Origin of the sequence: Microcoleus sp. B6-A1 (assembly GCF_036705085.1) — a bacterium.
In the GTDB taxonomy this organism is placed as follows: domain Bacteria; phylum Cyanobacteriota; class Cyanobacteriia; order Cyanobacteriales; family Microcoleaceae; genus Microcoleus.
Genome location: NZ_JAUBTU010000095.1, coordinates 1 through 14,009, shown reverse-complemented (window position 1 = coordinate 14,009; position 14,009 = coordinate 1). Strand labels below are relative to the sequence as shown.

The 14,009-nt window shown below is 46.8% G+C and carries 13 protein-coding genes; 8 read left to right on the top strand and 5 right to left on the bottom strand.

The annotated features are described in order from the left end of the window. Positions 1-71: 71 nt before the first annotated feature. Positions 72-1,388: a hypothetical protein gene (locus QUB11_RS25880; protein WP_333206641.1), complete on the bottom strand. Its 1,317-nt coding sequence runs from the start codon at positions 1,386-1,388 to the stop codon at positions 72-74. 746 nt (positions 1,389-2,134) lie between these two features. On the opposite strand from QUB11_RS25880, the gene QUB11_RS25875 reads away from it, so the two are divergent. From QUB11_RS25875 to QUB11_RS25865, 3 genes are all read left to right on the top strand, one after another. Then, complete coding sequence (locus QUB11_RS25875) at positions 2,135-2,656, top strand: photosystem I assembly protein Ycf3 (RefSeq protein WP_333039118.1); 522 nt, start codon at positions 2,135-2,137, stop codon at positions 2,654-2,656. 162 nt (positions 2,657-2,818) lie between these two features. Beyond that, positions 2,819-3,100 carry an Asp-tRNA(Asn)/Glu-tRNA(Gln) amidotransferase subunit GatC gene (gene gatC / locus QUB11_RS25870; RefSeq protein ID WP_333206652.1) on the top strand — a complete coding sequence of 94 codons (282 nt, stop codon included), beginning with the start codon at positions 2,819-2,821 and terminating at the stop codon, positions 3,098-3,100. Positions 3,101-3,308: 208 nt separating this feature from the next. Continuing rightward, on the top strand, positions 3,309-4,025 hold the full coding sequence (locus QUB11_RS25865) for a TrkA family potassium uptake protein (protein WP_333206642.1): 717 nt from the start codon (positions 3,309-3,311) through the stop codon (positions 4,023-4,025). Here QUB11_RS25865 and QUB11_RS25860 read toward each other — a convergent pair. From QUB11_RS25860 to QUB11_RS25850, 3 genes are all read right to left on the bottom strand, one after another. Continuing rightward, complete coding sequence (locus QUB11_RS25860; protein WP_333206643.1) at positions 3,982-5,616, bottom strand: sodium:proton antiporter; 1,635 nt, start codon at positions 5,614-5,616, stop codon at positions 3,982-3,984. The two genes, QUB11_RS25865 and QUB11_RS25860, sit on opposite strands and share 44 nt — an antisense overlap. Before the next feature lie 117 nt (positions 5,617-5,733). Continuing rightward, complete coding sequence (locus QUB11_RS25855) at positions 5,734-6,261, bottom strand: hypothetical protein (protein WP_333206644.1); 528 nt, start codon at positions 6,259-6,261, stop codon at positions 5,734-5,736. Between the two features lie 81 nt (positions 6,262-6,342). After that, a complete protein-coding gene (locus QUB11_RS25850) occupies positions 6,343-9,057 on the bottom strand; it encodes a cation-transporting P-type ATPase (RefSeq protein ID WP_333206645.1) in 2,715 nt (904 codons plus the stop codon). A 497-nt stretch (positions 9,058-9,554) separates the two neighbouring features. Here QUB11_RS25850 and QUB11_RS25845 point away from each other — a divergent pair, with 497 nt between their 5' ends. After that, positions 9,555-9,959, top strand: a complete 405-nt coding sequence (locus QUB11_RS25845; protein WP_333206646.1) for a BON domain-containing protein — start codon at positions 9,555-9,557, stop codon at positions 9,957-9,959. Positions 9,960-10,091: 132 nt separating this feature from the next. On the opposite strand, the gene QUB11_RS25840 is transcribed toward QUB11_RS25845, so the two are convergent. After that, positions 10,092-10,478, bottom strand: a complete 387-nt coding sequence (locus QUB11_RS25840; RefSeq protein ID WP_333206647.1) for a hypothetical protein — start codon at positions 10,476-10,478, stop codon at positions 10,092-10,094. A 173-nt stretch (positions 10,479-10,651) separates the two neighbouring features. On the opposite strand from QUB11_RS25840, the gene rppA reads away from it, so the two are divergent. The 4 genes from rppA to QUB11_RS25820 all read left to right on the top strand — a co-directional run bounded on the left by rppA (position 10,652) and on the right by QUB11_RS25820 (position 13,909). Then, positions 10,652-11,329 carry a two-component system response regulator RppA gene (gene rppA, locus QUB11_RS25835; RefSeq protein WP_333206648.1) on the top strand — a complete coding sequence of 226 codons (678 nt, stop codon included), beginning with the start codon at positions 10,652-10,654 and terminating at the stop codon, positions 11,327-11,329. An 18-nt stretch (positions 11,330-11,347) separates the two neighbouring features. Next, positions 11,348-12,628 (top strand): HAMP domain-containing sensor histidine kinase, encoded by a 1,281-nt coding sequence (locus QUB11_RS25830; protein WP_333206649.1) that lies wholly within the window; start codon positions 11,348-11,350, stop codon positions 12,626-12,628. A 78-nt stretch (positions 12,629-12,706) separates the two neighbouring features. Continuing rightward, positions 12,707-13,258: a DUF3124 domain-containing protein gene (locus QUB11_RS25825; protein ID WP_333206650.1), complete on the top strand. Its 552-nt coding sequence runs from the start codon at positions 12,707-12,709 to the stop codon at positions 13,256-13,258. A 249-nt stretch (positions 13,259-13,507) separates the two neighbouring features. After that, positions 13,508-13,909 carry a helix-turn-helix domain-containing protein gene (locus tag QUB11_RS25820; protein ID WP_333206651.1) on the top strand — a complete coding sequence of 134 codons (402 nt, stop codon included), beginning with the start codon at positions 13,508-13,510 and terminating at the stop codon, positions 13,907-13,909. The last annotated feature ends 100 nt before the right edge of the window (positions 13,910-14,009 follow it).

The following is a 14,009-nucleotide window of genomic DNA, read 5'->3' as shown; positions in this document are numbered from 1 at the left end:
TATTCTTGAAAAGAGTTCAAGATTTGAGTGCAACCTAACTTAACAACAAAGAACTGTTTTTTTCATTAGTATTACAAGTTGTTCGAGCGATCGATCCGGCGCTGCCATTCGGCATCTATTTTGGCTGACTGTTCTAGTTCTTGTTGGGTTAATTCTGTTTCTGTGGTATAAGCTAAGTCTTCTCCAGTGAGAACGTTTTCTGCTGCAAATTCCTGGGCGTAGGCTAGTTTTTTGAGCAAGTTGGCATCGGGTTCGTTTAATAACATTGCTCGCTGCTGACGCTCTTGATTGCGAGCCTCTATCCGGCTATTTTTCCACTGAACCCAGAAGTAGCGAATTAAAGGAATTGCGAGAAATCCGACGCCATAAATCAGGATCATGGGATAAACAGCGCTGACGAAACCGATAAATCCACCGACGATTAAATTATTAGTTAATAGATTCCCCAAAACTAACGCACCGACAAGATTGACGGCTCCTAACCCTGCTGCGAGCATGATTTGGCCGGAACTGGCGTTGCTGAAACGCCACAGCATTTCTCGCAAATAAGCTGCTACTGGCTCAGAATTTCTCTCGGTGGCTGTGGTTTGCAATTGCGGAAAATGGTAGACTATTTGCCCTTCGGGACTGACTTCGGGGCGGCCGTCAAAACGGGCGAGGGCTGGTAACATATATTCTTCGTATTCTCGGGCGTATCCTTGTCCGAGATTGTCTAGATATGGGGCAATTTGTTCGGCGACGACGGCGCCTCGGCTGTTGCGAATTGCAGTGGCAATATCGCTCCACTTACGCTCTTCTAGATTGTAATTGGGATTGCCGTCTCCAAATAGAAAGGAGAAAACTGCTTCTAGAAAACTCATCTGGGGTTTTTGGTCAGTTAAGCGCGATCGCTGCTGGTAGTATGGTTGGTCATGGTTCCAGTAAAATATCCATATTAAGTCGTTCCAGAAGTAGGGAAAAAAGGAAAAGCCGCCGCCTCTGCCGCCCCCGCCGCCACTATCTCCTCCTCCGCCGCCGCTGTTATTGCTATCGCCGCTGGAGAGTAAAATCGTGATAGCAACAAAAATTAAGAGGATGGAAGCTACCAGCACTATGCCGAAAGATATCCGAATCAGATAAAATAAAATGCGCCAGATTTTTTGCCACCATTCCTGCAACTGCAAGCGCAAGAATTTGTTTCGCAAAATATCTCGAAAGTTCTTGGGAAATAGGTAGGCAATGTCGCCGGATTCTGCTACTTGCAGGTTGCCGCCTGCTTCGGAGGCGAGGGTTAACAGTTCTCGCTGGGCAAAATTGACATCTAATCCAGCTTTTGCCGCCACGTCTCCAACCGTAACGCGGTAGCCAAGTTGTTCGACGGCTTGCATAATGGTGGGATTCGGAGCCATAGGTTTCTCTCTGTGAAAATTACCCGGTTATTTTTATTATATATTGCGGGAATTCGAGCTGGTTTTGGCGATCGGGCTTCTGATTTTTTTTGAGGCTGCCCTTGACAATCAAGCATCCAGGATACCCGCCACGTGATTCATCCGTCCAGAAATAAAAAACCTGTATCCGAGAAACTTGCCCCCCGAATTTATCCGTGGGGTCAATGCTAAAATCTAAAATCTAAAATCTAAAATCGATTGACTTTGGGGCAAAATATTGCTAGTGTTTTGCCGCATAACTTTTAAGTATGGGCTGAACTCGAATAGCTTAATAAAACTTTGTGATTGAATTTCTCCTCGGCATTTGCTTTTGCTTGTTTGCTCTGAGGGTCAAGGAGGGGGGATTATGGGTACAGTTAGTAAGGTACGGTGCGCGATCGCCCGTTGGCGGAACCCTCGAAGAGGATCGCCCCTGCACGCTACAGCAGAACTTTTCCCTTCTGCGCGGGTTTTTGTAAGTTTTGTGTAGAGTGCCAGAGATATGTTAAAGAAATCTAGTTTTTTTGCAAGTCTTGCAAGACTTCTATAAAATAGATAGAGCTTGCGCGGGTGTTAAACCCAAGGGCGTGTTTTAAGGTTCGCACTTGCGATCGACTAAACTTTTTAGCGCCCTCAACACAACGGCCCACTACAACAGTGGCGCAATTATTAATAGCAAAACTTTACAGGCTAATTTTTCTGATTAGCCACTAACCAAAGAATCGCATATGCCAAGAACTCAACGCAACGATAACTTTATTGACAAAAGTTTCACGGTAATGGCTGATATCATCCTCAAGATTATGCCAGCCAAAAAGCAGGCGAAGGAAGCTTTTGCTTATTACCGGGATGGTATGTCAGCTCAAGCTGATGGCGAATACGCTGAAGCGCTGGACAATTATCATGAAGCGCTGAAGCTGGAGGAAGATCCTTACGATCGCAGTTATGTCTTGTACAATATGGGGCTGATCCATACTAGCAACGGCGAACACGATAAAGCTTTGGAATATTACAGCGAGGCTTTGGATCTCAATCCGAGAATGCCACAAGCACTAAATAATATTGCTGTAATTTACCACTATCAAGGGGAAAAGGAAAAGGAAGCTGGCAATATTGAAGGGGCGGAAGGGCTGTTTGATAAAGCTGCGGATTATTGGAAGGAGGCTATTCGCTTGGCCCCAAACAATTACATTGAGGTACAAAATTGGCTGAAGACGACAGGCCGATCGCAAATTGATGTGTATTTTTAACTAGGATGGGCATGGGGCACGGGGCATGGGGCATAGTTAGTAGTTAATAGTTGGTAGTTAGTCGTTTCTCTAATAACAAATAACCAATTCCCTATGTCCAATGCCCAATGCCCAATGCCCAATGCCCAATGCCCAATTCCCCATTCCCCATTCCCGATTTTTATGATTGACAGAGAAGAAGTTCGGAAAGTAGCGAATTTAGCGAGATTGGAATTAACGCCGGAAGAAGAAGAGCAGTTTACTGGTCAACTTAACGGTATTTTGGATTATTTCGAGCAGTTGAGCGAACTGGATACGAGTAAGGTGCAGCCGACAACGCGGGCGATCGATGTTAGTAACGTGATGCGATCGGACGATTTGCAACCTTTTGCTAAGGGAGAAAGTATTTTGGAGGGAGCTCCCGATCGCGAGGGAGAGTTTTTTAAAGTGCCTAAGATTATGTAGGGTTCCCGGTACACATGTAACTGAGGAACATCCCTTGAGGGGCGGGCTAGCCATGCCTACCCCAAAAGCCGATTAAATTAACTGTGGAACAGCTAATAAGCAAGCCCGGTATAAGCCACCCCACAAGCCGATTAAACTGATAGAAACCCAACACAATATCGCTCATAGCGATGATCGGGAAAGTTCATTTTTGGGGCGACAAATAGTCATGTACGTATTAATTGGTGGAGCAGGAATGATGGGGCTGGGTTTAGCCCAGCAGTTATTAAAACTCGGTCATACGGTTGCAATCCTCGATGCCGACCCGCTTGCTTGTCGCTTTGCTCGTGAAAAAATCGGAGTGATGGCATTTGAAGGCAGTGCGGTGAGTACAACGGTTCTTCTGGAAGCAGGAATTAAACAAGCAAACGCAGTCGTTGCAGCACTCAGCGATGATGCACTGAATTTAGCGCTGATCACCCTATCTAGGAGCTATGGCATTTCCCATATTGTGGTGCGAATGCGCGATCGCGAATTCCTGGAAGCCTATCGCCTTGCCGGAGCCAGTCACATCATCAGCACTATTGATTTGGCAGTTGCATCAATGGCGAATGCGATTGAATACCCTCAAATCGAGTCGATGATGCACTTTGAACACGGGCAAGTCGAGGTGCTAAAGCTGCCAGTTCCAGGCGATTGCAAGGTGGCAGGTCGCACCGTTGCTCAAATTGCTCAAGACCCTCGTTTTCCAACAGGTTCGCTGATTATTGGTTATCAATGCCATGCCTGCGCCAATCTGGAGATTCCGAACGGCAATACTGTTCTTGAAGCAGGATCTACCATCTTGGTCGTCACCCGTCCAGAGCTAGTTCACCACATGATTGATTACCTCGGCATTCGCGCTAGTCATCTGCCAACGTTAGAAGTTTCTCATCCAAATCTTTGATGTAAGGATGAACCAGATCCTCTGGGACAATTCGCTTGCGGAGGGCATCGCTAACTGCTCCTTTTTCTGCTAGAAGCAATCGCCGCCGAATCGTATCTAGCCCGCTGCGATCGCCCTCTAGTTGCCCAGCCCGATGTTTATTGTAGAGCTCGCGCAGCACTCGCTCAGACTGTGCTATTCGTGCTTGATACGATGCCCATAACTCCTCGTAAACTGCCTTCGGCAACACGCCTGCTTTCAGCAAACTATCTAGCTCATCTTGAGCCGCTTTGGAAGCAATCAACTGAATCTGTAACTGCCCCGCTTCCTGCATTACATCAGAAACACGGCTAATTTTTAGTCGTTTTACCAGCCAGGGTAAACTTAATCCCTGTCCTACCAGGGAGAATAAAACTGCACCGAACACCAGGGCAATGATGTTATCCCGTCCTGGTAGGGTCAAGGGAATCGCAACAGCTAAGGCCATTGAGAGAGACCCTTTAATATTCCCTAAAACCAAAATGTGCTGCCAGCGTAGCGGAATGGGGCGATCGAACCAGCGCAGCCCCGCTAATAACAAATAGACCGAGAGAATCCGTCCCAGTTGATAGGCCAGAATGACGAATAAAATGGATGGCAAAATTCTCCACAGCGTCAGGAGGTTAATTTCAATCCCAATCAGCAGGAAAATAAACGTATTGACCCCAAAACCAGCGTATTCCCAGAAACTCAGCAAGGTAATCCGATCCGAGGCAGACGAACTGCGAGGCAGCCCAAGGTTGCCAAAAACAAGTCCAGCGATGACCACCGCCACCGCGCCCGATACGCCTAAAAATTGTCCGATTTGGAAAGTTCCCAATGCGAGAGCGACGGTTAACAAAAGGCTACTCAACCGATCGTTCAAGCGAACAAATATCGGCACGCTCAAATAACCTAAAACACCTCCGACCAGGGCCCCACCTATGGCAACCACGAGAAGTTCCTTCACGCCTTGTATAGGGGTGAGAGAGCCTGTCGCATAAATGACCAAAACCAAATTAAATGAAATTAGAGCAGCCGCATCATTGAACAGGGTTTCTCCTTCCACGATGGTGGATAGCCGGGAAGGCACACGGATCTCTTTAAAAACCGCGATCATTGAGACTGTATCAGTGTTTGCCAGAATGACTCCGATCAGCAATGCCGGAATCCAGTCTAGTCCTAGCCCAAATTTAACCAGAATAGCGATAATTGCTGAGGAAAATATCGAGCCTGGGCCCGCCAGCAGGGCGATCGGCTTAAAGGTGCTGCGGAGACGGCTGATATCAGTATTGATAGCTGCTTCAAAAATCAGAATTGGTAGGAAAAGATTTAATACTAAAGAGGGGTCTAAACCAATTCGACGCGACAAGAGCTCCGTAATGGGCAAGCCTGCTAACACTAAGCCCGTCACATAGGGAATCCGCAACCGTTGAGTTACGAGTGCCACAACAGTTGCAATCAGCAGCAGAATGATCAAGATGATGACCAATTCAGGAATGGCTCCTGCCGTTTGGCTATTTGTAGCAGGATTGCTGCCCAAGGGACGTGCTTGCGCTACAATCGACTCGACGATCGCCGATACTCCTGTCATAAAATCGTTTTCCTCAAAGAAATTGACAGATTAACTACGCTTTTAGCTGGCAGGAGACGGTTCACTTTGCAGCAGGCGGAACCGCAAGGTAATTGTCTTTCTTATATTACCTTGAATTTAGGTAGCGTCACAGACGCGCCACGTCAGAATCTCCCAACGTTTAAGGACAGGTTCAGCAATCACGATTTCATTTTCTCTTGCCTCCATGACCAGCAAATAATCTCCCTGGTTAAATCTGTTATTGTAAATTCTTGCTTGTTCTTCTGGCACCAACCATCCTTGAAGTGCGCCATATAGACCGCCAGCAGTTGCAGCAATCCCACTTCCAAAGAAAGTTGCTAAAATGCTTTCCACCGCTACTGCCTGACCAATACCGGGAATTAGCAGGCTGCTGAGTCCAACAATTAAGGCTAGTGAACCTAGTCGTATGCTGCCGTATATCGCGCCTACTTGTGCGCCTGCTGCTCTTGTGATTAAAATTTGCTGCACGCCCAGACAGTCCAAATCATCATTCTCAGAAGGTTTAGCAATCACTGAAATCTTGTGCATGGGGAAGCCCCTGCTTTTTAGCTCAACTAGCGCCTGCTTGGCGTTTCGATGATTAGTAAATAGGCCGCTAGCACGTTTGAGATTTTGGTAATTCATGAGAAATATTCAATATTAAACGCTACAAAATTGGTAAATAGTGTGTAAAGTCGCTGGCAATGACCGCATCACAAAAACCACTTAGTTCAGAGGTGCAAAACGCTTTAGCAAAGCTGACAAAGGAATCATTGGCAGTCCGAATCCGATACAAATTAAGCCTTGGATTAGGTTCAAAGCTTCAGTGTCGAATAACTGATTCATAATGCCCCATTGGCTAAACAGGAATTGGAGAATGAAAATAGCCCCAATGCCGATCGCCACAGCATAGCCAACTGATTCATCTTTACCGCGTAGTTTGGCGACGATCGCCGGAACGAAGCGACTGATGCTTAATAGGTAAAAAGCTTCTGCCGCAACCAATGCTTGAATTGCCATCGTCCGGGCTAGAGCTTCATTGCCTGTGGTTTGGACGATCCATTCAAACATCCCAAAGATCGCAATCCAGTTAAATACCGAAACTGTCAGAATCCGAGCCGTCAGCCTGCGAGACAGAAGCGGTTCATTGGCAGGTCGAGGCGGCTGTTGCATGACATCGGGAGAGGGCGACTCAAATGCCAACGGTAAGCTCAATGCAACTGAACTGACCATATTCAGCCAGAGAATTTGTACTGGCAAAATGGGTAGTGGGGTTGCCAGAAGTACGGCAATCAAGATGGTCATGGACTCTCCACCATTCACGGGCAGGATGAAGGCGATCGCCCGCAGCAAATTTTTATAAACCGTGCGTCCTTCCTCAACTGCTTTCTCGATCGAAGCAAAATTGTCATCCGTCAGAATCATATCTGCGGCTTCTTTTGTGACTTCAGTGCCCGTGATGCCCATCGCTACCCCAATATCAGCTTGCTTCAAGGCGGGAGCATCGTTAACTCCATCTCCAGTCATCGCCACAATCTCGCCCTTAGACTGAAGTGCTTCGACAATGCGGAGCTTTTGTTCTGGTGCGACACGAGCAAATACACAGGTTTTTTCAACAGCATTGGCTAATTGCTGCTGATTCATTAGACCGAGTTCTTGACCCGTAAAAACAGGAGCATCTTGGGTTTGATTTAGTCCCATTTGGTGCGCGATCGCTGCTGCTGTTTTGGCATGATCGCCGGTAATCATCTTGACCTCAATTCCAGCCGTCCGACAGGCTTGAATTGCTTGAATTGCTTCGGCGCGAGGCGGGTCGATCATGCCTTGCAGCCCCAGAAAAGTTAACCCTTGCTCAATATCAGAATGCTCAATTGAAGATTGAGAAGCGGGTACAACTTTCTTGGCAAGTGCCAGAACTCGTAACCCTTTTTTCGCCATTCTGTCTACGGTTTGCTCGATCGGCGCGGAGTTGAGGGATCTCGCCTCTCCCTGTTCATCGAGCATCTGGCGACACCGCTTGAGAATTGCCTCGATCGAACCCTTGACATAAATCAACCGTTGTGGGCGATCGTCATGTAAGGTTGCCATGTATTGAAACTGAGATTCAAACGGCAGTGTATCGATCCGGGAAAGCGCTTCCTCGAGTTTCTCAGTAATTAACCCCGCTTTTTGGGCTACCGCAACCAGCGCCCCTTCCGTTGGACTACCGATCGCAGTCCAGTTCCCATCTTGCACGTCTAGATAAGAATCGTTGCACAACAATCCTGCTTGCAGGCATTCATATAAGGCAGGTGCGTTCGCCAGGTCAACCGAGCGTCCATTTACAGAAATTTCCCCGTCTGGCGCATATCCTCCACCGCTAACCCGATATCGCTTTCCACCGGCATCGATCTCTTGAACAGTCATTTGATTCTCAGTCAAGGTTCCGGTTTTGTCGGAACAAATCACCGTGGTGCTGCCCAGCGTCTCAATTGCCGGAAGTTTGCGAATAATGGCGTGCTGCTTTGCCATTTGGGAAACCCCGATCGCCAGTGTCACCGTTAAAATCGCGGGTAAGCCTTCAGGAATTGCGCTGACGGCAAGCGCCACAGATGCCTTGAACACCTCAACCCAAGAAAATCTCTGGGCAATGCCTGCGACAAAAGTGAAGGCAGCCAAACCTAAAATGACATACAGCAAGGTTTTGCTAAATTTGTCAATTTTGCGACTCAGTGGCGTTTCCAGTGTGCTACTTTGCTGCATTAGTTGGGAGATGTGTCCGGTCTCGGTCATGTCACCGATGCTGACGACCAGTCCGCGTCCCTGTCCAAACGTTACCAGGCTTCCGGTATAGGCCATGTTCGTGCGATCGGCCAGCGGAGTGTCTGCCTCTAAGGGCTGGGATTCCTTCTCAACCGGGACAGATTCTCCAGTTAACGCTGACTCATCGACCTGTAAGTCACGGACTTCGATCAGTCGCAGATCCGCAGACACTTTATCCCCTGAAGACAGCAAGACGAGATCGCCAGGAACCAGTTCGCTGGATGAAACCACTTGCTTTTGACCGTTGCGGAGAATGGTTGCCTCAGTTGCAACAGATTTTGCTAAAGCGGCGATCGCATTCTCTGCCTTTGACTCTTGAACGAAACCAATAGTGGCATTCGTCAGAGCAACCCCAAAAATTACCCCTGAATCAATCCACTCTTTCAGAAATGCTGTTACTATCCCAGCAGCTAACAAAATGTAGATTAGTGGCTGATTCAGTTGCTGAAAAAATCGCAACCAGGCACTTTGCGGCTTCTGAGCCGTTAGTTGATTGGGCCCGAGGATCTCGCGCCGTTGGGCTGACACGTGGGAAGATAGACCTATTTCCAGGTCAGTCTCTAAAAGCCGAGCCACTTTCTCGACAGAGAGGTGATGCCAAGAGTGTTCTACTAATTTTTCTACATTGGTTGCAGTCATAACGTTTCTTGTCAAGCCAAGTGCTTCTCTGCTATTTCGTCTTGTTTCTAGCGTCATTGATGAATGTGAGGGAAAAGTGATAGACTGATTTCTGTTACTCACATTTGGATCACATTTGCTTCCTATACTTAGGAAGAGAACCGACTGAGATAGCTTATCAACTTGCAAACCTTAGTTCACTGGATTTGATTTATGGTTGACTGTTGACTGTTGACTGTTGACTGTTGACTGTTGACTGTTGACTGTTGACTGTAGAAGGAGGGCTCAAAAAAATGAAAATTGCGCGAATTATTTGTTGGCAGCTTTATTCGACTTTACGCCAGATGATGAAGCGCGGATTTGATATCATTCCGGCGCAGCCGGAATTGATATAAAAAGCCTTCCTTTTGATGGATGAACTATCGTACATTCACTTTTGAAGTTGAAAGGCTCAAAGACTTCATGCTGATGTTTATCGGCAAAATTGCGTTTCCCAACAAACAAAATAAACAAAGAATATGCAATTATTAAAGCTATTTGTGCAAGGAATCAGCGTCAGCACAGTTGCAATTTTGGGTTTAGGTGCTTGCACCTCCCCCAATACTTCACAGACAACTGTTCCATCTACTTCTGCTCCCACAACTGCCACTGGAAATACGACTGTTCCCACCACTCCTGCGCCTGCAACCACCACAGCCCAGACGCCTCAGAATCAAGACATTGACGATATTGCCGATCGCGTAGAAGAGGCCTTGGACTCCGATAGCACCCTCAAGTCATTCGATTTGGACGCAGACGATCGGGATAATTCGATTGTGTTAACAGGGCGCGTTCAAACGGCAGAACAAAAAGCATTGGCAGAACAAATTGCTCGGCAAATTGCAGCGAATGTTTCCATCAATAACGAAATCGTTACTCAGTAGTTCTTAATCCTCAAGCGGCAAGAGTATTTGGCGCTTCTTGCCGCTTGAGGAATTGCTTGATCGCAGTAAGGAAACCTCTGGATTTGGCAACCTTATTTGACTGGATGCGATCGCAATATTGAAACAATAAACTTATTCCACGATTTCGTAACGGACTAACTGGCGAACATTTTGACGTGATAACTGGAGCTCTTGCGCGATCGCTGCCTCTATCTGGGTTGCGTCAGTAATTGGCAATTCTAATTCCAATCGCTTCAAAATGGGTTCTGCTGTTTCTACCGCAACCTGGGTGGTTCCTTGTTTTCGGTTAATCACCGCGTTGATCAGCAATATATTGACAGACACCGTTGCTTTAAGCTGGGTATCTGCCTGAAGTTTATTCTTTGCGATCTGGGGTTGTTGTAATTCTTGAGCCATTAGGAAACTGGAACCAACCCAAAACGCGATCGCCACAAACGGCAATGGCAACCAAAACTCTGCGCCTGATGCTTTTAGCCAACGTTTAGTAACCGGCCACATAAATTTTTTACCCCACCCCAACCCTCCCCGAACCCGCAGGTAGGGAGTAAGAAATTCACAAATGATTTAGGATTGCTATATTTGCACTTTAGTGGAGTTACCGCTCTGCTGAAATCATACTCAAGGGCGATGCGTCAAATATTTCAGTTCGATAAGCCCAATTAAAGAAAAATATGAGAATCTTACTTGTGGAGGACGACCCAAAGCAACTGATGCCACTTCAAACAGTGCTGTCTCAAGCAGGACATAGCGTGGATGGGGTAAAAGATGGAGAGACGGCCCAGTGGCTGTTATCAGAAAAAGAATATGATTTGTTGATTTTGGACTGGATGTTGCCACATATCAGTGGGGTAAATCTCTGTCGTCAATATCGCTCGGCAGGGAAAACAGCGCCGATTTTGATGATTACGGCAAGAGACACTACGCCTGAAAAAGTGACCGGGTTAGACGCAGGTGCAGATGATTACCTGGTGAAACCGATCGATTTGGTTGAATTCATGGCACGAGTCCGGGCATTAAGACGGCGATCGCCCCTTTGGCAAGGAGATACGCTCAGCCTTGAGGATCTGCACCTCCACCTCGATACTCTGACTGTTGAGCGACAAGGTGCAACCGTTTCCCTCTCCAGTCGCGAGTTTCAGTTGTTGGAGTATTTTATGCGTCATCCTCGACAGGTTTTGACTCGGAATCAGATTGAACAAGGCGTGTGGGAATGGGGGACTGAACCAGAGAGCAATGCGATCACTGTTCTAATTCGCAAACTCCGCCAACGCTTGCAGGCTGTAGGATCAGCAGATTGGATTGAGAGCATTTACGGTATGGGTTATCGCCTCACTTCCCCTCAAAAGTAACGATCGTGAAGGCAAGCTGTGTTTAATCAAAGTCGTCGCAATCTGGCTCGTTGGTTCACCCTCTCAATGGGAAGCATTCTCGTGCTGTTTGCTGGGGCGATTTATCATATTGAGGTAAAAGATAAACTAGAGGCGCTCGATCGACTGCTGTATGACAAAACTAGAGTCATGGCTGCCAGCGTGCATTATGAAGTTCGCCAAAACCAGAACCAGGTCGATCTGAGTCATGTTTCCTTGTTAGGCAGTGGTTCGCATCCCCTTGCTGAAGATCTGATTTACGTGCGCTGGTATAACGCACAAGGGCGGCTAGTTCGTTTTTTTGGGAATTCTCCTCCCGATCGGTTAAATACGCCTTTTGGTTATCTCACAGTTCGATCGACCGATCCGCTTTTGGGAAAAGGGATCTGGCTGCGTCAGGTGACATTACCAGTCGAAGGCAGAACCGGGGTGCTCGGCTATCTTCAGGTTGCAACTCCCCTGACAGAAACTCAAAACAGCCTCACTCAGCTTCAGATTGTGCTCACTCTCGCTGTCCCGCTGACACTGGGCTTAATTGCCCTCACAGGTTGGTTTCTCAGTGGGCTGGCCATGCAACCGATTCGGCAAGCCTATCAGCAGCTTCAGCGCTTTACAGCCGATGCCTCTCACGAGTTGCGATCGCCCCTCTCTGCCATTCTCACTAATGCCCAGCTTGGGTTGCTGATCGCGGCTGATGATTCGCGTTACCATCCTCCCTTAGAAAACATTGTAGATAGCGCAAAATCAATGGGAGCGCTCGTGAATAATTTACTGCTGTTGGCTCGTCATCAGGGGCGACTTGCGCCGGAATCGCTGAGGTTAATCAATCTCAACGAGCTCCTCAGCAATTTAGCAACCCAGTTTCTCGCACTTGCAGAAGCCCAAAATATCAAACTCACCTGCGAATCACCGGAACAACGGATTGAATTATTGGCTGACCCTGATTTGCTACGGCAAGTAGTCGAAAACTTGCTTTACAACGCCTGTAAATATACTCCCGTTGGCGGAACTGTAAAGATACGCCTAGTTCTTCATTCCAATTTGGCAGTCATTCAGATAATTGATACGGGAATCGGTATTCCAGAAGCGGACTTACCCTATATTTTCGATCGCTTCTATCGAGTAGACACCGAGCGATCGCAGGAGAGTGGAGGCTTTGGGCTGGGGTTAGCGATCGTCCAACAAATTGTCAAGGCACACAGCGGACAAATACAGGTGACGAGTGAAGTGGGCAAAGGCTCAACGTTCCAGGTTGAACTGCCGATCAAACCTTATCACTAAGCCGCCTCAAACGAGAGAGAAGGTGCACTCTGCTTTAGACGTAACTGCAATGTATGTGGTGTATTTGGATGAATGCCGATGAAGCTGAAACATGATTTCTGGGTTGGTTGGGCGCTAGGGGCGATCGTCATTACCTCTTGTTCAGAGCAAACTACCTCACAAAGGCAACAACCTGATATAAAACGTGAAATTTCACTGAGAGGAGTCCCGTTAGATAAAACAAAAGTTGTGATGGGACAAACCGTATATGTCCCTATTTACTCACATATTTATCACTACAATAGCCAGGATCAAGTCATGAATTTGTCAGCCACCCTCAGTATCCGCAATACGGATCTGACAAATTCGATTATTATTACTTCGGTGCGTTACTACGATAGCGATGGGAAATTGATTAGGCAGGACATTAAGAGTCCAGTAGAACTCAAGCCGCTTGCTTCCACAGACTTTTTCATTGCAGCAGATGATACAAGTGGAGGTTCAGGTGCAAACTTTCTTGTGGAGTGGGTTGCAGAAAAAACGGTTTATGAGCCTGTCATTGAAGCTGTCATGATTAGTACCTCTTCTTCGCAGGGCATTTCCTTTGTCAGCCCCGCTAAAGTTCTCAAGCAACACAGGATGCAAAAGTGATTTTAGAGGATTAAATTCTTGCTTTACAAGGTAGTTGGAGACTACCCTAGAAGGGATTGAGGGATTGCTAGCAAAAGGTTGTATTTTGCAATTAAAATGTCCATATGTCAATACGGTTCAGATAAGCACTCATGGAGACAAACCCCTGTGAAAAACAGATACTGCATTGGCGAATCCTGCCCGCAGGGCTTATACCAATTCACTATGAAGGTACACTAAAATCTAGGGTAAAAGTAGAGGAAATCCAATATGGCGAACAAACTTCAGGTACAAATCCAGGAAACGGTTGAGGAACTAGAGCATCGGCTCGAAGGTCATGCGACCGCCGTAAATAAAGAAAAATTACTGGTATTATACTGGCTGGCCACCAAAAAAATCCAAAAAAGAGCAGAATTAGCCACGATGTTGAAACGAGACGAATCAACAATATATCGTTGGTTAAGAGCTTACAAACAAGGTGGAATTAATGAATTACTTAGCATAAAAAAAGCTCCCGGAAAGACTCCACATATTCCACCTGAAGTTAGAGAAAAATTAATCAAAAAACTCCAAGAACCACAGGGAGAAACAAGTTATGGCAAATTACAGACCTGGCTCGAAAAAGAATGCGGAATTAAAGTGAGCTATAAAGTGGTACATGACCCAGGGTAAACGCATCTAAATTAAGTTGACATAAAATCATATTTGTGCGTGAGTCTTTTTCTGAAAAAATCCTTCTTAAAACTCTTAAATCCGATGGAATTAACCCAGT